Below are 20329 nucleotides of genomic sequence, written 5' to 3'. Positions count from 1 at the left end.
TATCCTAACCTTTATTACTGTAATTTTTCATAGCGACCTGTTTGCTGAGCGCGGTACAAGAAGCCACCTAAAATAATCATTCTCAATAACAATAAACACCAGACACTTAGCCAAATGCCTGTCATGTCCCACTGCTGATAGAGCAGCCAGCTAAGGGGGAAAAATATAGCGGCTAGTATCAGAGCAGCATTGCGGATCACACTACCAGCAGTTAAGCCAAAAAATATGCCGTCCAACCAATAGGCGCCGACCCCGACGATGGGTAGCAGTACTGCATAAAGATGGTAATCATAAGCAAGCGCAAAGACGGAGTCGATATTGGTCATAAATTGCAAGTACGTTGGCATGGCAAGCCACCATGTCGCACTTAACGACACGGCCAGCCCATAACTGACCACACCTGTGCGCATCACGATAACACGAAAACGCGTCCAATCGCGGCGTCCCGCAGCTTGACCGCTCAAGGTTTCAGCGGATACTGCCACGCCATCAAGGGCAAAGGCTGAGATACTAAGTACTTGCAGTAAAATGGCATTGGCAGCCAGTATGACGTCGCCACCTTGGGCGGAAAGACGCGTAATCCAAGCAAAGCTTAACGTTAAGATAAGCGTACGGATAAAAATATCTTTATTAAGTGAAAATAGCCTAAGCATCTTTTCTTTAGTGAAATGTTGCCGATCAGCCTCAAACAGTGCCAACCAAGATATTTGCAGATGTTGACGACTGAGCCATAAAGCCAATAACACACCCAACCAAAATGCGATGGTGGTGCCCAGTGCCACACCAACCAACCCCATCTGCATCACAAAGACAAAGAACAAAGTTAGTCCAACGTTAAGGATGGCAATAAAGCCCTGCTGATAGAGCATATAACGTGTTTTGCCTTGACCGGCAAACCAACCAATAAAGGCAAAGTTCATCAGCTCAGCGATAACCCCCCAAAAGCGTACGTCTAAATAGGTCTTTGCCGCAAGACCACTGGCAGGGTTGGCTGATAAAGCTTGTAAACCGACGTCAATCAGCCAAGGCTTTGCGAGTAGCAAAATAGCCCCGATAACAAAGGCCAATAGTAAGGCACGTTGCAAAATAGACAGTAGGGGGGATGGCGTCAAAGGTGATGATGTTGCCGTGGCGTTTATAGAACTATCAACGTGGTTGGCCAATTCTCCCAGCGCTTGCGCCGACAGCCCAGACGAGGCGTACTGTAAAAAGTTAAAACTGACGAGTACCAAGGACAACAACTGTATGGCCAAGCCCATACCCGCAAGTTTGGCGGTATCGTTCATATTGCCCACGATCGCTGTATCGATAACGCTTTGTAACGGCATGGCCAAGTTGGCCAATAATACGGGCAAAGCAATAGCAATGATACGGGTATATCGGGTATCAATCGGTGGCATCGTACTAGATGGCGGCGAGATAGTCATTGGTATTTTCGACTCGTTTATGCTTAAACAATAAAGAGAGTGCGGTTCGTTAATTGACGCCACGAGGCAAGCGTAGCATTTTTGCTCATTCAGCAAAAAACAGCTACAAAGACAAAAGCACCTAGACTCATTATTCACGAGTCAGGTGCCTTTATTAAACGTCATTACCGTTCAATCAACCGTTTAACGAATCACGATTGGGTATTATTGATCATTATTCTATTCAAACATTTTTGGATCATTAAAAGTGACAATTTCTTCTTCAAACTCTGGTTTTACTTTTACGATAAAGTCATCACGCGATAGACCCATACGCAGTGGGATTGAACTTGCAATATAAGTAGATGAGTAAGTACCAGCAAGTAAACCAATGAAAAGTGCCACTGAGAACCAGTACAGGCCATCACCGCCTAAGAACATCATAGCAAGTACAACCAATAGGACGGTTGAGATGGTCATAATCGTACGGCGCAGGGTTTCTGTTAACGATAAATCAATGGTCTGGCGCGGTGTGATACCCCGGACACGGCGGAAGTTTTCACGAATACGATCATAAACGACGATAGTATCGTTCAATGAGTAACCAATCAACGCCAAAATAGCTGCTAAGACGGTCAAATCAAATGGGAAGCCAAATAAGGCAAAAACGCCGATAGTCACGATAGCATCATGGAACAGCGACAGAACCGCGCCAAGAGACAGTTTAAACTGAAAGCGTAGGGCAACGTAACCGAGCATACAAAGGAGTGCCAATACTAACGCCATGACTGAGTTTAAGTAAACTTCATTACCAACTTGGCTACCGATAATATTAACGTTACTGATCTCGGCGGTATTATTAGGCAGGGCTAAAGCTTGAGTCAGGCTGGCACTAAGTCCATCGATGTTGTCAGACTGAGGCGGCAGACGTACCAGTAGCTCTTCTCGCGTACCAAGGTATTGCACCACTGCATCATCAAAACCGTTATCAGCCAATGCTTGCACGACTTCAACCTGCTCAACAGGCTGCTCGTAACGCACGTCTGCGGAGACACCGCCAGTAAAATCAAGCCCTAGGTTCAGACCGTTTACTGCGATAGCAATAATACTAGCAATGACCATCAGTAAAGACAAAATCGCCATTGGCTTTTCTATCTTCATAAATGGAATGATGCGTTGGTTACCAACGGCTTTGATACCACCTTCAGCTTGTGCGGCTGCGTCGTCAGCTGCATCACCCAGTGCTAAATCAGGGTCAATAGCGGTGTTGGTATTAAGGGTTTGTGTGGCCAATGCTTGACTGGTTTTCCCGCTGTTTTTACCACTACGGCGAGTCTTATTTTTACTCGTTTCTGCCGTGGCCGGGTTATTGGTTTGGGTGTTACTGCCTTTACCATCGCGGCGTGGTTTTTTGCGTCGGCGCGTGCTGGCATTAGTAGTGTCTGAGCCACCTGAACCATTTCGATCTGGGGTATTTTGCTGTTCTAGAGGATTGTTCTTATCGATCGCCATAGTGTTCTCCTAACCGATGCTCAAACGTTTGATAGATTTACGCTTACCGTAAGCAATTTGTACCAGCGCACGTGTGACCAAAATAGCGGTAAATAGTGAGCTGACAATACCAATAGCTAGCGTAATCGCAAAGCCTTTAATCGGGCCAGTACCAATTGCAAATAGAATAAATGCGACCAATAAGGTGGTAATGTTGGCATCGAAAATACTACTAAATGCTCGGTCAAAACCTGCCACGATAGCCGATTTTGGCCGTACCCCGTTTGCAATCTCCTCACGTATTCGCTCAAAGATCAGCACGTTGGCATCGACCGCCATACCGATGGTTAAGACGATACCAGCGATACCAGGCAGGGTCAGTGAGGAACCTAAGATGGACATAATGGCAATGATGATAATAACGTTCACAGCTAGCGCCACGTTAGCAATGACACCAAACAGACGATAGAAAATAATCATAAAGACAAAGACTAAAAGATAACCGACCTGAGTAGAGAACAAGCCTTTATCAATATTTTCTTGACCTAATGATGGGCCGATGGTGCGTTCTTCTACAAAGTACATCGGTGCAGCAAGTGCGCCTGAGCGTAACAAAAGGGCAAGCTCGGCGGCTTCCGCACTGCTGTCAAGACCAGTAATACGAAATGATGAGCCAAGTACCGCTTGAATGTTGGCACGGTTGATGACTTTGGTTTCAGCATAAGGCGTTCTAACTTCAACAGTCTCGCCAGTTGCTGGGTCTTCTTCATAAGTGATTCTTTGCTTGTTTTCGATAAACAATACGGCCATCTGCTTACCAACAGCAGTACGTGTGGCGTTCTGCATGAGCTTACCGCCAGCACTATCCAAGGTAATACTCACTTCAGGAGAGCCGCTTTCGTCAACGCCAGTTTGCGCATTGGTCACTTTATCACCAGTCACAATCGCTTGGCGCTCAAGCAATACAGGGGGGCCATCGAGTGTTTCAAATGGGAAGGCTTCAGTCCCTGCAGGCGGAATACCACCCATGTAGTTTTCGCTGTCTTCAGCGACCATACGGAACTCAAGGTTGGCAGTACGTCCAAGGACACGCTTGGCTTCTGCGGTATCTTGTACACCTGGTAGCTCAACGACGATACGACTAGCACCTTGTGATTGTACTAAAGCTTCAGTCACACCGAGCTCGGCAATACGGTTACGTAAGGTCGTTAAGTTTTGATTGACCGCATAACTGTTGATTTCATCGAGTGTGGCATCGTTGTAGGCTAGAATTAACGCAGGACCTTGGGCATCTATTGAAGATTGCAAGCTAAACGTGTTGCCCATCGAACCTTGTAGCACGTTCTGTGCACGGTTACGCGTGTCTGTATCTGCAAAATGTAGTACCACACTTCGTTCTTCAGTTTTAATGCCTTTAATCGCAATTCGCTCAGATCGTAGCTCACGACGCATATCACGGCTAGCACTGGTCAAACGCTGCTCAAGCGCCTTATCCATATCGACTTCTAGCACAAAACGTACACCGCCCCGTAAATCAAGACCCAGTTTCATCGGTTTTGCCCCGATATCACGTAGCCACTGCGGGGTCGTCTGCGCCAAGTTAAGCGCGACCACATAGTCTTCGCCTAAGTTCTGACGTAGCACTTCTTGTGCTTTTAGCTGGTCGACTGGATTGTCAAGGCGTACTAGCGCACTGTTGCCCTCAAACGTGCCATCATGATTGTTCAGTCCAGCCTCTTCAAGCAAGCTCTGAGACTGGGTCAAGATACCTTCAGACAGCTGTGTACCTGCGGCTGCGCTAGTAATCTGCACGGCAGGTTCGTCAGGGTAGAGGTTCGGGGCAGCATATAGACCGGCAATGATTAGCACGACGGCAATAAGTAAGTATTTCCAAGCGGGATATTGCATAATCACTTCTTTAGGTTGATAAACGACTGGCGACGTGGGCCACACGTTAGCAGATGGGAAGTTAGCGATAGCGATGGTCGAATGCCGTATTCAGCACTCATGGTAATGCACCATTGCGATCATCCGCGATGATAGTAACGCGTAAAACAGTAAAGCAAATAATACAGAGGTATCTTTATCTAGTCACCATAAATCTTATAGAGGAAACTGATAAGGACAGTGTGTTGGAAAAGTAAGCTGACTATCGCCACTTTCCTTCACTGCTTTAATAGCGAAAAATGACCGTAAACAATGTACGGTCATTTTTTAGTCGTTATATCCATTAAGGATACGACTGTTAAAAAATCACTACTAAAAAGCTAGTAATAATTAAACGCTTTCGATAGTGCCAGCCGGCAATACTGAAATAACTGAAGCACGTTGTACCTTTACATCTGTGTTGTTATTTAGGCTAACCACTGCATAGTCGCCTTCTAAGTCTTTAATACGACCCATTAAACCACCAGCAAAGATGATTTCACTACCCACAGTCAGTGAGTTGACCATGGCACGGTGCTCCTTGGTACGCTTAGACTGCGGGCGAATCACCAAAAAATAGAAAATTGCAAAAAAAGCGACAGGCAGTAGGATTTGACCAAATAGGGACGCAGCACCTGCAGTTTCTGGGGCAGCATGGGCAGCTTGGATAAATAAGCTCATAGTTTCTCTCAGTAAGTCATGGACAATAATAAAATTAAACGCATAGTAACAAAAAATCCCAGACTTGGTAACTGTTAATAATAGGCTGAGAATGTTTTTCTACTGGCAAAGCGCTGAAAGTGGAGCAAACTTCACCTATTAACAGGCTGATAGGTCATCGTAGGGAAATAAAGGGTATCAAAAAATAAAGACATAAAAACAGTGTCTTATTGTGAAATAGTAGCATCAGTGCTACTATCAAATGGCAGTAGTTATTTGTGTTTAGTCGTCTTTGTTTATTAGACTACTGTCCCTTTTTCCTCTTATTTGTTTAGGTTACCGAACTTGTTCACCACTTTTATGCTTTTCCCTCGTTTGTGTCGTGCGCGCGCTCATAAAGAAGCGTCTGCTAAACCTCCTCCGACAACGCGCCATTGCAAGCGTCTTGATCGTAGGAGTCCCGTCTCGCGGCTAGCGGCATTGTTTGCCATGCTCATGACGCTATTGCCTTATCCTGCCTTTGCAGCGGGGGGCGTAGCAACCACAGAAGCCCTCGCAGAGCCAACGGCTATCAGTGTACTGCTACTGATATTGTTTGTGGTGGTCGCCATCGGCATCTCGTTTGTCTGTTCTTTAGCAGAGTCCTCACTACTCAGTATGACACCGTCTTATATCGCTGATGTGCAAGAACAAAATCCAAAAAAAGCAAACATGCTAAGACAATTAAAGGTTGATAACATCGATCAGTCGTTAGCGGCTATTTTGACCTTGAATACAGTGGCTCATACCTTAGGTTCTATTGGCGCGGGCGCCCAAGCTACGATTGTATTTGGGAGTGCTTGGTTTGGGCTGTTTTCTGCGATTATGACGTTGGCTATTTTATTCTTATCCGAGATTATTCCAAAGACACTCGGAACTATGTATTGGCGTCAGCTTAGCGGTATCGTTGCCTACTTCGTTCGCGGTATTATTCTACTACTGTATCCGCTCATTTGGGTCTCAGAGCGGCTAACGAAGCTGCTTGTGCGCGGCAAAGAACCACAAACGTTTAGCCGTCGTGAGTTTGCGGCGCTTGCTAGTATTGGTGAAGAGTCAGGTCAAATCGACCCATTAGAATCGCGTATTATTCGTAACTTACTGGCGTTTGGCGCTATTAAGGTCGAGGACATCATGACCCCGCGTTCGGTCATGCTAGCGTTTGAAGAGAACAAAACCGTTGCTGAATTACTGGTGGATCGCCCCAAACTTACGTTTTCACGGTTGCCCATTTATGATGGTGATTTAGACAATATTACAGGCTTTGTGTTAAAAACAGACATGTTATTAGCAAAAGTTAATCATGCGATGCATAAGCCTTTGACCCAGTTTAAGCGCGACATTACGTTTGTATTCTCAAAAATGAAACTGTTTGACTTATTAGAGCTTATGTTAAAAAACCGCATTCATATTGCGATTACGGTTGGTGAGTATGGCGAGGTCAAAGGTTTGGTGACTTTAGAGGATGTGTTTGAAACGTTATTGGGCCTTGAGATTGTCGATGAAATAGATCGCGTTGAAGATATGCAGGCCTTAGCTCGACAAATGATGGACAGACGGGTAGAGCGTCTGGGCATGAAGCTCAGTGATGATGAGCACTATGAAGATAATAGTGCTGATACTAAGTTTTAGGTAGGCTTGGTTTTAGAGTCATTTACTTTTAGAATGGCGTGGATGACCCATAGTAAATAGAAAAGTAGGATATTATTGCTATCTTTGGAGCCTCCACCACTTATGGGTCGGTATACGCAATAATTACACAGGGTGTCACATAACTGTGAGAATTGAATGATAGTCTCACTCTATGATACACATAAGCTATCGTGACTGTTAAAAGAGTGATGGTTAAAAACCTGTCGTTTAAACGGAAGGTAGCATTAAGGTAGCATGGTCGTAAAAGCATTCAATCGATTGCTCATGACGGCCAAAATGTAAACTACTGACTCAACTGACTGGCTCAACTGAGAAAAGCGCGCTAATCGTCACGATGTGACCATGTGTCAACAATGCACGTGTCAACAATGAGTGACAATAACGAAAACAGTATCACTAAGGATAATCATGAAACGATTGTGGGGAAAAGGGCTTTTGGCGCTATTAGTGAAAAGTGCTAGTGTGGCTGCGGTAGTTGCCGTGGCGAGTACTGTCAGTATCAGTGCGCAAGCTGCAACCATGACCGAAGCTTTGGTGCAAAATTATGTCGCGGCCATGAAGACATCAGCAAATAACCAAAATATCAACCAAGTCGCTAGTCTTGTGGCTGATGATGCGCTCATTTCGATGTCTAGAAAAGGGAAATCTACCAGCTTAGATAAAGATGCTTATTTGAGATTGTTGCAAAACAGCTGGAGTAACACTTCTAATTATCGCTATGATATCTCGGTAGATAACATCGTCATTACAGGGGCGCAGGCCAAAGCCAATGTCACAACCAATGAAAGCTGGGTCAAGGATGGCCAAAAAGTCTCATTTATCACCACATCAAGAGTGACACTGTCGGCATCAACGGGCAATGCCGTGCTACTGCGTGCGGTATCACAAGTAACGATTAATTAAATATTAATCAAGCCCTAATCAAAACGGTATTTATCTTCTATTAATTAAACACGGTTGATCCCTTAACAAGGCTTGTCGTAAAGCCAATAAGCAGCTCTCAATAGTTATTATCGGCTCAATATATCGAACCGTTAGTTCTCTTAGGTGAGTAATTAGAATGCTGACTCAACTGATGGCGATTATCTGTTTGTATTAAATTGGGCTTTGCTTTACATTGAGTACTGTACTATCAAACACTTTTATCTTATCACTTCTTGTCGTTAGGAAACTTTCAATATCATGTCTACTGTGCTATCAAATTCTCGCTCATTTATTGCGTTGCCGTTGACGCTTGCGGTATCCACTTTACTTATCAGTGCTTGTAGTAACACGTCAGCGGTAAAAAAGGGTGCGACCAATAGCTCATCTGTCATTACCAAACGTCCTGCTACTCAAGCCACTACGTCAAGTAGTAATGATTACTCGACTGCGTTTTTGGATGCGGACAGTCTGGACGAGTTGGCCGACTTACTAGAAGCCACTGACATGACGATGGTAGAAGGCAATAAACTTGCCATTCAGCAGTACGGTGATTTATGGAATCGTCTGCGTGCTGGGTATCGTATGAATGGTGGTCAGCCGATTTATAATCAGCGTATCGAGGGACAAAAAAGTTGGTTTACCAGCAGGCAGGACTATCTCAACCGTTTGACTGCGCGTGCCAGTCGCTATATCTATCACACTGTACGAGAAGCTGAACGTCGTAATATTCCAACAGAGCTGGCTTTGTTACCAGTGATTGAGAGCTCTTACGATCCAAGTGGTACCAGTAGTGCTGCCGCCGCAGGTTTGTGGCAATTTATTCCAAGTACTGGTCGAATTTATGGTTTGAATCAAAGCAGTACCTACGATGGTCGCCGTGATGTGATTGAATCAACGCGTGCCGCTTATGACTTTTTAACTGCGCTACACAATCAGTTTGGGAGTTGGGAGTTGGCATTAGCCGCCTATAATGCTGGCCCAGGTCGTGTGCAAAGGGCGATTGATGCCAACAAAGCCCAAGGCTTACCCACTGACTATTGGTCACTTAGATTACCGACTGAAACCATGAACTATGTGCCGCGCTTTTTGGCTGTTGCCGAAATCGTTGCCAAACCTGAACAGTATGGCGTGTATCTACCAGCCATTGCCAACCGACAGCATTTCCGTAGCGTACCAGTTAACTATGGTGTCAGCTTGTCTGAGGTGGCACAGCTCACTGGCGTGACTTATGATGAGCTAGAAAGATTAAACACAGCGCTCACATCAGGACGCGTCGATTCTTCAGGGCCGCAGCGTGTTATTATTCCTAACGATGTTAGCCTCAATGCTGACGCCAAACTGAGCTTATTAAGAGGGAACGGTACAGGCAATGTACTCGCGTCTAGTAACACGAGCAGCCCAACGACAACGCCAAGTTACAATAGCAAACCGTACAGTAGCTCGTCATTGCCAACGACTGGTAGTGCTCTGGCTGAGTATGCCGCTAACGCTAGCGTACCTCAGCAAACGACAAGTTATATCTCACCATCCGCCACACAGACGAGCAGCTCTGTTTATAGCAACAATGCCTCGGTCCGTACTGAGCCACCATTGACGACGGCGGAAACGAGTAAAATCAACGCTGAACTTAAAAGCAGCAACAGTCTACCGACTACCTCTGCGCAGATCACACAGAACAATACCATTGTCCAAGAACCGCCGCTAAGCAAAGAAGAGCGCGACTTTATTGCCACCCAAATTCGAAACAACACGTCTGAGACCAACGTGGTCAATGCGGATGGTAATATCAATTTATCAGCCGTACAGACACAGCAGTCGATTCTAGAAGCCAGTGGCGAAGAGAAGAGACTTAGCTTTGCGAAGACATCGGTAAGTAAGCCAAAACCGCAAGGTACGCGTACCACTTACACGGTAAAACGTGGGGATACGTTGTCTAATATAGCCAGTCGTGCGGGTGTGAATTGGCGTGATATCGCAGAGTGGAACCAAATAGATGCCAGTGCCAAGCTGTTATCTGGTAGCACCTTGTATTTGTATAATGCCAAAACTATTGAGCCATTAAGTAATGCCAATAATGCAGCGGCAAAGCAGCCAGATAGCTATGTCGTACAAGGCGGCGATACGCTGATTGGTACGGCGAATCGCTTTGGTTTGTCCGTCACTCAGCTCGCCAGCTACAATAATTTAAGCAGCCGTGCCGACTTACTTAGAGGGCAAAAGCTATGGTTAATACCAGGCAAAGTGACGGCGCCTGCGACGACACCTGCCGCACCGTCCACTAAACCAAGCAAATCGACCACGGCCACTAAAAACTATAAAGTAAAAGCAGGCGATGGTTTGATAGCGTTAGCACGTCAGTTTAATGTTCCCACAGCTACGTTAGCTAGTCTAAATGGAATTGGTGCCACAGACTCATTGTACGTCGGTCAAACCCTAAAAGTACCTGCTAGCGTTGACTTTAATTCGGCGACAAGCACGAGTAGCTCGAGTAATTCAGGCTCGGTGGCGACGACCAACTATAAAGTAAAAGCAGGCGATACCTTAATCGGAATTGCGAATAGTGTGGGAGTCAGCCCAACAGAGCTTGCGGCAGTGAATAGCAACTTTGGTGCCAAAGCTCGCTTGCAACGTGGACAAACCATCAAGGTACCAGCCTCTAAAGAGTTGGTAGACCGTCAACTAAATGACAAAGAAGTCAGTTATAAAGTAAAATCAGGGGATACTTTAACAGGTGTTGCGAAACGCTATAATATTGGCTTAAGTGATTTAGCAACCGCAAACAATCTAACAACGAACTCCAATCTGATACTTGGTCGTACCATTACTATTCCTGCTAGTGGTAGCACTGCTGTGGCATCTAGTAGCACTCAAAGCAGTAGCAGCTCTGCTAGCACAGCGAGTAATAGTGGCAAAAAACTGGGCAATACAGAAAATTACAAAGTGCAATCAGGCGATGGTTTGATAGCGCTAGCACGTCAATTTGGTGTTTCGGTAGAAGACTTGGCTGCGACCAACAACTTGGCGACCAATGCACAACTACAGCGTGGACAAACGCTTAAAGTACCAAAAGTGACTGTCAGCTATACCGTTGGTTCAGGGGATAGCCTGATTGGACTAGCGCGTAAATATGGCGTGTCTACGCAAGAGCTGGCTGAGATGAACAATATAGCGGCTGATACTATGTTACAACGTGGTCAGCGTCTCACCGTCCCCAATCGCTAATAAGCGCGTGATGGGGATAGTCAGTGTAAACTGATCAATAGTCAATCAACCCGCACAAAAAAGCGGCTCTTTATAAGAGCTGCTTTTTTTAGCTAAAAACATGTCACAGTGTTTGTTGATTAAACGGTTTGAGTCTTTATCGTCTCAAGGTAGCTTCTGATGTTACTCACATAATGCATCGCTTGACCATAGCGGCTATTAGAGGCTCTATTGTCAGCTAAATAAGCATAGACGTTGGCCCAGCTTTTATCATCGATACCTTGATCTCTTAATTTACGCTGAATGCTTTTTACGGCGTTTGGCCCCATATTGTAGCCAGCAAGCGCAAACCAAATACGGTCAGTCTTTGGCACATCAGCAAACTCACCTTTCATTTGTTCTAAATAGCGCGCACCGCCGCCGATGCTTTGATAAGGGTCGACGCGGTCTGAGACGCCCATCGCTTTGGCCGTGTTATTGGTCAGCATCATTAAGCCGCGCACCCCAGTGGGTGATACCGCATTGGCATCAAGATGAGACTCTTGATAGCCCATGGCGACCAGCAACTCCCAGTCATGATTGTAATTGCGGGCTTGTTCTTCAAAAGAAGACTGATAATCAGGCAGCTTTTCTGTCAGTGTTCTTTGGAAATGATCTTGACTGTAAGCGTCTTTCAATAAGTTTTGATTATAGAAGGCAGCCAGCTTTTGCGTGTTTTGTAATTTGATGCTATCACACAAGAAATAACTGGCTTTTTTTGAGAGTGGGTCATTGGATGAGCTAAATGTCCAGCTAACCTTTGGGTGCAAGCCGTTCTTTGTTAAGCTGGCATCATAACCACAACTGACATTAATAGACGACAAATTAAGCTGGCTTTTTAATTTGGTACTGGCCGTGGTCAAAGCCATATCTGCTTCACCTGATCTTATGGCTTTTAGGGCCGCTTCCTCATTGGCATAAGCTTTTAGATCGATATCAACACCAAGCTCGTCCGCATAAGTACGTACCAAATCAAAGCCAAAACCATGTTGGAAACCATCAGTGGCAAAATAAGTACTGTCGCCTGGAACCGCGGCTACGGTTAAGGTGTTTTGTAGCATGACATTGTCATAGGTTCGCACCTGCGTTCCCATTGTCGTGAGACTTTGGGCAGGTAGAGAAAGCAGCGCGATACTAGAGACCTGCGCCAGCTTTTTGGTTCGGGCAAAACGCGACGATGTCGTCGGGGTAACGGATGAAACGATGTTACTTTTAGTGTTCAGTAGGCGCTTAGATGGACGCAGTAAATAAGAAATACGGCGTTTTGCCCCTTGCGCAGATACTTTTACACGATAAGTAATACGCTGCATGGATGTCTCCTGATTTTAGCCATCCTGCTTACCGTAAAATGCGAATGAGTGTACGTTTACTAGAGACACACACATCACTGTTACATTTTAGAGAACATCACGCTGCTTCATTCATAATAAAAGCGTGACATCCTTTGTTTAACCCTAGTGCCGCTCATAAACCCTTTATAAAAGGCAGCGGTGGCGTATTGTATTAGCTCATTATCTACTGGCGTGTCACTTAAGAGGGCGAAAATACGGCTCTCAAAGCACCAATACCAAAATTTGGGTGCAAAACAACGCGAAGGGTATAAATCAGATGATTCCTTCATCGATGGTAGATACTGCTAATAGTAAAACAACGTCAGATTAAACACAGGTAAGGTCATGAATAAGTTAACAAAACAAAGCCGTAGATAAATTGAGCGACACAGTAATTTTTTATTCATACTCGTTAGACAGTCGTTCAATCATTACTACGCTAACGTCAGTACCTGCCGACTCATTCATTTATAACTGAATAAACAGGTACTAACACTGCATTGTTCCGCAATAAGGGCAGGCAAGGAATCTTGTTTGATAGTGAAAAAATGCTTATAAAATAAGCTATCAATCAAGTGATGCAATACCGTTATTGAGCTACTAAAACGAAGGTGTACTATGCTATTAACCACATATTGTGCAAACACAACACACTATTTGGCAGACAATCCAAAATCTCTTGTACCTTTTAAAACAAGGCGTTTTGGATATTTACCATCATTTAAGCGCCATAACCGGAGGCTGTAATAAATGGGAAGTCTCATGACAAGACATTCTTTCTTCAGGTAATAATATGCGGATACTCCCTAGATTATTCAAGTGTGGTTAAGAAATTAGCGATAAAACTTAACAATAGCACTATAGACGGTTAAAAATAGCGCTATTATTAATAAGTAGAAATGGCAAAAACCAGTCAAAGTTGTCTAATATAGGTAATAAACTAAATAAGTTTGGCGTAAATATCTAAACAATAAAGGCAAAAATAGCGGTGTGGGGGAGTCCTGTTAGGCGGGGTTGTCAATATCAATGAAAGTCACTGGCAACCCAAACTGCTGGGCAATAAGATCTCCTAGCGCCTTTATACCGCCCCGTTCTGTTGCATGGTGCCCACAAGCAAAATAATCAATGCCAAGCTCTCGTGCAATATGAGTGGTACGCTCAGATATCTCACCCGAGATAAACGCATCACAGCCCATCAATGCGGCTTGCTCAATCATGTCTTGGGCCCCGCCAGTACAAATACCCACACGTTCGATCAGTCTGTTATGCTCCATGTTAGCGTCTGTACTGTTGTGGGCGCTATCGTTAGCAGAAATATGTAGTGGTACACGTCCTAGGGCCTGGGTGATGTGGGCAATGAGATTTTGAGCGCTCTGCGGTGGGCAAGTGGCTATGTTACCAACAGGATGCGCCTCATTAGGATATAGGGCACCCGTGATGGTCATGCCTAGCATGTCGGCCAGTTTGGCATTGTTACCGATCAGCGGATGGGCATCAAGCGGTAGGTGGTAGCCAATCATAGAGATACCGTGCTGCATGAGTTTGCGTATACGCCGGCCTTTCATGCCGGTGATGGGCGCAGGTTCGCCTTTCCAAAAATAACCATGATGCACCATAATGGCGTCTGCTTTGTCGGCAATGGCCGCGTCAATCAACGCTTCACAAGCAGTGACACCAGTGACGATACGCTGAATAGCGCGTCCACCATCGACTTGTAAACCATTTGGCGCGTAGTCTCTAAAAGCATCAGCCGATAAGTAATCGTCGCAAAATCGCGTTAATTCTTGTACGCTAATGGTAGAAGGGGTGGATTCGGTTAAAATACGAGTGGCGCTCATGGTTTTCCCTTTTTTTGTCGTTATGTTCTTGTTGTGATGGTACTGGAGCAAACATCAAAAATTATAGATGGTTGCTCATAATGAATGGTCTTTATAGCGCTATTTTAACATGGTGCTGTAAAAGAGGAGAGAAAGCGAATAACTGAAATGGTACACGATACGTTACCACTTAGCCGTGCGGGGCGTTATAATTTAAGAGCGCGAGCCTGTCAAATCGGTAAACCGTAGGTATTTAGTTAAGTGTTAGACTGGTTGCGTTATATTTAGTCAATAACACGCTGTTTGCCGTCTTTATCTTCGTCTGTTTGTCTCAAATTTATAGAGGTTTTATATGTCGTCATCTCGGAACACCAGCAACAAGGCGTCTTTATTAAAATGGTTACCTTGGATTTTATTGCTGATACTGGTTGCAGCATTTATCTGGTTGTTTACGAGTATGAAGACGACATCGGAGGCCACGTGGGAGCCGCCGAGGACCTCGACTGCTGAACAGCAAGCATCGAAGCCTGTGGCTGATACGCCAGCGCCTATCTCTTCTTATCATAATGCGGTCGCCCGTGCGTCGCAGTCGGTCGTGAATATCTATACCACGCAAACGATGGCAGAGCACCCTTATATGGATGATCCGGTTTTACGCCGTTTTTTTGAATTTCATGGTGGTCCGTCACAAGAGCAGGGCAATACTAACTTAGGCTCTGGTGTGATTGTGTCAGAGGATGGGTATATCGTGACCAACGCTCATGTCATCGAAAAGGCAGATGAGATTACCGTCGCCTTTAATGATGGCCGTAAAAGCCGCGCCAGTATTATTGGTACCGATCCTGATAGTGATTTGGCCGTCATCAAAGTCGATATGACGGGGCTAACGCCGCTGGGTTTCCGTGAAAATCCTATTCGTGTGGGTGATTTGGCCCTAGCGATTGGTAATCCTTTCGGTGTGGGTCAAACGGTGACCCAAGGTATTATCTCGGCGACTGGGCGTACGGGACTTGGTGTCAATAAGTTTGAGGATTTCATTCAAACCGATGCGGCGATTAACCCAGGTAATTCGGGTGGGGCGCTGGTTGATGCTCGTGGTGAATTGGTCGGCATTAATACCGTCATATTCTCCCGCTCTGGTGGCTCGATGGGTATTGGTTTTGCCATTCCAACGGCACTGGTTGAACAAGTGATGAACGCCTTAATTAAAGATGGCCGAGTCAGTCGTGGTTGGCTGGGTATTGAGATACAGTCACAATTGCGCGATCCGACACAACTTGAAACGTCAACAGGTGTAGAGGTGCTACACGTGATTGAGCAAGGCCCTGCTGCCAAAAGTGGTCTAAGAGTTGGCGATATCATTTTGACTATTGATGGTGTTGAGATGACGGATGCCAATACGCTAATCCAATACGTTGCTCGTAAATCACCAGATACTGAACTTGATGCTCAGGTATTGCGTAATGGTAAAAATAAGCAGGTCACTATTTTGTTAGAAGAGCGACCAGAGCAAGAGCCTGTTGAGCGGCCAGTGGTGATTCATGACGAAACGCTTGGGGGCGTAGGTCAACCAAATCTACAAGATCAGAGACAAGAGGTGCCTATGATGTCAGAAGCAGAGCGTGACCGTATGCGCGAAGAGCTACTACAGTTATTTGAAAGAAATGGCGCACCCTTATAAAGACTGTTGTAATCAATAGGACGCTGAGCGTTTTATAGACAAGAAAAAAGCGCGTTATCTCTAAGATAACGCGCTTTTGTTTTTAGCCTTATTCTATAATTGGCTCATGATTGATGTAAATCACCCCTCGCACGCGGCAACAGCAAGGAAGGATCTCATCTTCTTCAATCATGGCAAGCGGCGCAAATGGATAATCAATGGTGTGTGAGCTGGCAATACGCTTGACACGGCAACTACCGCAGTAGCCCTCGCGGCATTGATAATTGACCTCGTGGCCTGTGCGTAGTAGCCCATCGAGCAGACTTTCATCATCGTGCAAGTAAAATTGCTTTTTACTGGTCATTACCCAAGTCATAGTGTTAGTCCTATGCTCTTATAATTCAAAGCTCTTATAGTTCAAAGTCATCAAAATCGCTGTCTGATAAATCAGAGTCAATCTGACCCACCAAGTACGAGCTAATCTCTGTCTCTTGCGGCGCCACTTGCACGTTATCAGAAGACAACCAGGTATTGATCCATGGAATCGGGTTTGATTTTGAGTTCGGGAATGCCGCTGGCAAGCCGACTGCTTCCATACGTAAGTTGGTGATGTACTCAATATACTGGCACAGAATATCTTTGTTTAGACCAATCATCGAGCCATCTTTGAACAGATAACCTGCCCATTCTTTTTCTTGCTCGGCGGCCTTACGGAAGATCTCAATACTTTCTCCGTAGCACTCATTGGCAATCTCAACCATCTCAGGATCGTCACGGCCGTTGCGCATGAGGTTTAGCATATGCTGCGTGCCTGTCAAATGTAGCGCTTCGTCACGCGCGATGAGTTTGATGATCTTGGCATTGCCTTCCATCAGCTTACGCTCAGCAAAGGCAAACGAGCAAGCAAACGACACATAAAAACGGATGGCTTCTAAAACGTTGACTGCCATGATGCACAGGTACATCTGTTTTTTCAGAGACTTTAGATCGACGGTGACTTGCACGCCATTGATGTTGTGCGTGCCCGCACCGTACAAGCTATATAGCTGCGAGTTGCGGTACAGCTCGTCATAGTACTGAGCGATATCAGAGGCACGCTCTAGAATGTGTTCGTTTTGCATGATGTCATCAAAGATAATATTGGGGTCATTGACGATATTACGAATGATGTGGGTATAACTGCGCGAGTGAATGGTCTCGCTAAACGACCACGTCTCAATCCACGTCTCAAGCTCAGGAATAGACACCAGCGGCAGTAGCACCACGTTGGGACTACGACCTTGGATAGAGTCAAGTAGCGTCTGGTATTTAAGATTGCTCAAAAATATATGCTGCTCATGCGATGACAGGTTGCTAAAGTCGATACGATCACGTGATACATCGACTTCTTCTGGACGCCAAAAAAACGACAGCTGCTTTTCAATCAATTGCTCAAAGATTGGGTGCTTTTGTTGGTCATAGCGCGCCACGTTGACGGGCTGACCAAAGAACATCGGCTCTTTTAGCGCATTGTTTGGCGTTTGAGAAAAAATCGAGTAAGTCATGGGACTACCTTTATCATTGTTACAGTTATTGATTTAAATGGATTTGATGTGATTATATTACAAATTTTTGGTTGATAGATTTTTAGATTAGAGGTTCTCTAGTGATATCTGTGAAGACTCTTGCCCGTCATTCATATAGGCTTTGAATATCTCGCTCAGCTCACTATCATCGAGTGCTTCTAATTCATCAAGCGCGCTTTTGCGTAGGGTACTTACATCAGACTCTTCCGCTGCTATTTTTGTGTCTTTTTTAGCCGCTCTCGATACTGGCTTTTTGGCTGCTTTTGCCACGCTTTTTTTGGCGACCGTTGTCTTTGGTGCTTCGTCTACACCTAACTGCTGACGCACCGCTGCAATATCAACCTCGACTTGTACGATATGCGAGCCACCATCGTTTAGGTCTGAAAATACGTTTGGGATAAACAAACCACCGTCTTTGATGATTGCGGTATAGTGCACATGACCTCCGTCGTTTTATTCTGTCTTTGTGTTACGGTTATGATGGTAAAGCTAAATTGCATTAGTTGATAAAGCACAATGTATCTTGTACATATATCATCAATTAACTATAGTGAAAATCTTATTCAAAGATTGCTAGGTATTATCTTCAAAAATAAAGTCTATAGTTTCTCTAATGTTAGGGTTCGCATTCACTATTTTTATTCTCTTGTACGCAGCAAGACCAAGATTTTGAATAGGAGTAGCGAGTAAGGCATTTAGAAAGCTATGAGGCGCACTCTTAATATCTTTACAGTTAATAGTTATTTTCTTACCTTCAGCTAATTTAGGTAGTAAATATTTATCTCTAAAATTAATAGCTTCCTGCTTTATTTCAGCGTAATCGCCAAAATAATCATTCATATTTAATTCAAAGTTCTCTTGTTCTATCTTGTTATCACGTATGTTTCTTTCACTTTCTGCTTCACTTCTAAGATCTTGCAATATTGAGTGTAAGTCTGCTTTACTGTTTTTCCCAATCCTTATGGATAAAAAAGCTATCGTACCATTCCATTTGTTTTTTAGAGTTTTAGATGTTGTATCTGTAGGAGAAACATGAACTTGTCCGTTTCCAGAGATTATATATAAATCCCCTTTCAATCTACGAATAATGTTGGATGATAAAAATAATCCCATACCTGCATTGTTTTTAGCGGAATAAGCATTTTTGTTACTGTTAAACGTTCCAGATCTTTCAGGCTCAATAGCTATCTTTATGGCTTCTTCGTCTGTTTCTATTGATGGATAAGCTTGTTGTAGGTGTTCCTTAATTCCTATGCCTAAGTCTACTATAGCAAAGTCCAAGTAAAAGTGTTATAAACTAATTATCAAACTTAATAGTTATTATAAAAACCATGACTTACTCCCTAGATTTTCGTAAACAAGTTCTTAAAAGTATAGACGAGGGTATGACCTTTGCCGAGGCGGCTGAGTTTTACAATCTGAGCCCAACCACCATACAGAACTGGAAGCGGCGTGTTCATAGCAAAACAACCAGGCAAACCAAGCCCTATAAAATACCAGATGACGTGCTACTTAATGATGTCAAAGAGCATCCTGATGATTACCAGTATGAGCGAGCACGTCGTCTAAACTGTAGTAAAACAGGCATTTATCATGCCCTAAAGCGCCTAGGTATCAGTCAAAAAAAAGACCTTAGAGCATCCAAAGGCATGTCCGATAAAAAGAGCGATATATCACAGTAAGCTTGATCATTTTAAGCAGCAAGGCTATCCCATTATTTATATGGATGAGAGTGGCTTTGAGGCTGAAACCATCCGCTCTCATGGCTATGCACCGATAGGCAAACCTTGTATTGATCGCTACAACTGGCAAGGTAAAAAGCGAACCAATGTCATTGCTGCTCTTTATGAGAAGATGTTGTTTGCGCTTGATTATTTTAAGTACAACATTAACAGCAGCATATTCTACGGCTGGTGCAAACAAACCCTCATCCCAAGCCTTAAAACCAGATGTGTGATTGTCATGGATAACGCTCGGTTTCATAAAAGCAGACGTATCCAAAAACTACTCAACAGACATGGTCATCGTATATTATGGCTGCCGCCTTACAGCCCAGACTTGAACCCTATTGAAAAGAAATGGGCTCAGGTGAAGTTTCTACGCCAAGGCTGGATGGAAAACGACTTATCCAAATTGTTTTATGATGTTTGTCCTAACCATAACAGTTTTATTTTGAACTGACTATATAATAAAATTGATGACTTCTTTTTTTCTGTACCAATTGGTCTGAACGAGTCCTGGGATATTTCTATTGTATACAGAACCATGCTCAAGGGTGTTATACATTAATTCACTTAGTACATACCTTAATGTTTTTATATAAGATATATCAAAGCTATTGGTATACTCTACGGTCTCATTTAATATTTTTTTAAAATCTTTATTGTTTTCATCATTCCTCAAAGCAAAGAGAGGCTTATGTTTATATTTTTTATATCGGAACTGTAAGGATTTCTCGTCTAATATTTCAAATGTATCAAGAGCTCCCATTTTTTTCCACATTGCACTTGCATTTTTATCTGTGTTGAAGTCTATATCGTGTTCAATATAACAACCATTGTTTTTAAGATACCAAGAATAAATCACAAACAAAGAGATATAGTCAATCCAAGATAAAAGA

Annotated in this window: 17 protein-coding genes; 6 read left to right on the top strand and 11 right to left on the bottom strand. The window is 44.2% G+C overall.

Features of this window, described 5'->3' with window-relative positions; all coding sequences use genetic code 11:
* Nucleotides 1-14: 14 nt before the first annotated feature.
* The 4 genes from B2P60_RS04045 to yajC form a co-directional block, all read right to left on the bottom strand.
* Nucleotides 15-1427: an MATE family efflux transporter gene (locus tag B2P60_RS04045; protein WP_286739573.1), complete on the bottom strand. Its 1413-nt coding sequence runs from the start codon at nucleotides 1425-1427 to the stop codon at nucleotides 15-17.
* Nucleotides 1428-1646: 219 nt separating this feature from the next.
* Nucleotides 1647-2918, bottom strand: coding sequence for a protein translocase subunit SecF (secF, locus tag B2P60_RS04040; RefSeq protein ID WP_286739571.1), 1272 nt, complete (start codon nucleotides 2916-2918; stop codon nucleotides 1647-1649).
* 9 nt (nucleotides 2919-2927) lie between these two features.
* Entirely contained in the window at nucleotides 2928-4805 is a 1878-nt protein-coding gene (secD, locus tag B2P60_RS04035) for a protein translocase subunit SecD (protein WP_193004831.1), read from the bottom strand.
* Nucleotides 4806-5174: 369 nt separating this feature from the next.
* Entirely contained in the window at nucleotides 5175-5504 is a 330-nt protein-coding gene (gene yajC, locus B2P60_RS04030; RefSeq protein WP_193004830.1) for a preprotein translocase subunit YajC, read from the bottom strand.
* A 468-nt stretch (nucleotides 5505-5972) separates the two neighbouring features.
* Between yajC and B2P60_RS04025 the strand changes: the two genes are divergently transcribed.
* The 3 genes from B2P60_RS04025 (at nucleotide 5973) to B2P60_RS04015 (ending at nucleotide 11318) form a co-directional block, all read left to right on the top strand.
* Nucleotides 5973-7151, top strand: a complete 1179-nt coding sequence (locus tag B2P60_RS04025) for a CNNM domain-containing protein (protein ID WP_414706622.1) — start codon at nucleotides 5973-5975, stop codon at nucleotides 7149-7151.
* Nucleotides 7152-7580: 429 nt separating this feature from the next.
* Complete coding sequence (locus tag B2P60_RS04020; RefSeq protein ID WP_193004829.1) at nucleotides 7581-8075, top strand: nuclear transport factor 2 family protein; 495 nt, start codon at nucleotides 7581-7583, stop codon at nucleotides 8073-8075.
* A gap of 279 nt (nucleotides 8076-8354) precedes the next feature.
* Nucleotides 8355-11318, top strand: a complete 2964-nt coding sequence (locus tag B2P60_RS04015; RefSeq protein WP_286739567.1) for a LysM peptidoglycan-binding domain-containing protein — start codon at nucleotides 8355-8357, stop codon at nucleotides 11316-11318.
* Between the two features lie 119 nt (nucleotides 11319-11437).
* Here B2P60_RS04015 and B2P60_RS04010 read toward each other — a convergent pair whose 3' ends face one another.
* Both B2P60_RS04010 and B2P60_RS04005 read right to left on the bottom strand, forming a co-directional pair.
* Entirely contained in the window at nucleotides 11438-12646 is a 1209-nt protein-coding gene (locus tag B2P60_RS04010) for a transglycosylase SLT domain-containing protein (RefSeq protein WP_230709703.1), read from the bottom strand.
* 1025 nt (nucleotides 12647-13671) lie between these two features.
* Nucleotides 13672-14505, bottom strand: coding sequence for a Nif3-like dinuclear metal center hexameric protein (locus tag B2P60_RS04005; RefSeq protein WP_193004826.1), 834 nt, complete (start codon nucleotides 14503-14505; stop codon nucleotides 13672-13674).
* Nucleotides 14506-14836: 331 nt separating this feature from the next.
* On the opposite strand from B2P60_RS04005, the gene B2P60_RS04000 reads away from it, so the two are divergent.
* Nucleotides 14837-16165 (top strand): S1C family serine protease, encoded by a 1329-nt coding sequence (locus B2P60_RS04000; RefSeq protein WP_198334702.1) that lies wholly within the window; start codon nucleotides 14837-14839, stop codon nucleotides 16163-16165.
* A gap of 88 nt (nucleotides 16166-16253) precedes the next feature.
* On the opposite strand, the gene yfaE is transcribed toward B2P60_RS04000, so the two are convergent.
* The 4 genes from yfaE to B2P60_RS03980 all read right to left on the bottom strand — a co-directional run bounded on the left by yfaE (nucleotide 16254) and on the right by B2P60_RS03980 (nucleotide 18990).
* Nucleotides 16254-16520: a class I ribonucleotide reductase maintenance protein YfaE gene (gene yfaE, locus B2P60_RS03995; RefSeq protein ID WP_193004824.1), complete on the bottom strand. Its 267-nt coding sequence runs from the start codon at nucleotides 16518-16520 to the stop codon at nucleotides 16254-16256.
* A 34-nt stretch (nucleotides 16521-16554) separates the two neighbouring features.
* Nucleotides 16555-17688, bottom strand: coding sequence for a class Ia ribonucleoside-diphosphate reductase subunit beta (nrdB, locus tag B2P60_RS03990; RefSeq protein WP_193004823.1), 1134 nt, complete (start codon nucleotides 17686-17688; stop codon nucleotides 16555-16557).
* A gap of 87 nt (nucleotides 17689-17775) precedes the next feature.
* Nucleotides 17776-18147 carry a hypothetical protein gene (locus B2P60_RS03985; RefSeq protein ID WP_286739562.1) on the bottom strand — a complete coding sequence of 124 codons (372 nt, stop codon included), beginning with the start codon at nucleotides 18145-18147 and terminating at the stop codon, nucleotides 17776-17778.
* Nucleotides 18148-18282: 135 nt separating this feature from the next.
* The gene (locus tag B2P60_RS03980; RefSeq protein WP_286739561.1) at nucleotides 18283-18990 is read right to left on the bottom strand and encodes an STAS-like domain-containing protein; all 708 of its coding nucleotides are present in this window, start codon (nucleotides 18988-18990) and stop codon (nucleotides 18283-18285) included.
* A gap of 104 nt (nucleotides 18991-19094) precedes the next feature.
* Between B2P60_RS03980 and B2P60_RS03975 the strand changes: the two genes are divergently transcribed.
* Entirely contained in the window at nucleotides 19095-19391 is a 297-nt protein-coding gene (locus tag B2P60_RS03975; RefSeq protein WP_349678344.1) for an IS630 transposase-related protein, read from the top strand.
* Entirely contained in the window at nucleotides 19366-19890 is a 525-nt protein-coding gene (locus tag B2P60_RS03970; protein WP_349678345.1) for an IS630 family transposase, read from the top strand. Before B2P60_RS03975 ends, B2P60_RS03970 begins: the two co-directional genes overlap by 26 nt.
* Here B2P60_RS03970 and B2P60_RS03965 read toward each other — a convergent pair.
* Nucleotides 19891-20329 (bottom strand): hypothetical protein (locus tag B2P60_RS03965; RefSeq protein ID WP_286739558.1); only part of this gene is annotated, 439 nt, incomplete at its 5' end.

Origin of the sequence: Psychrobacter sp. UBA3068 (assembly GCF_002366815.1) — a bacterium.
Lineage (GTDB): Bacteria > Pseudomonadota > Gammaproteobacteria > Pseudomonadales > Moraxellaceae > Psychrobacter > Psychrobacter namhaensis.
This window is presented reverse-complemented; position numbering and strand designations above follow the sequence as displayed.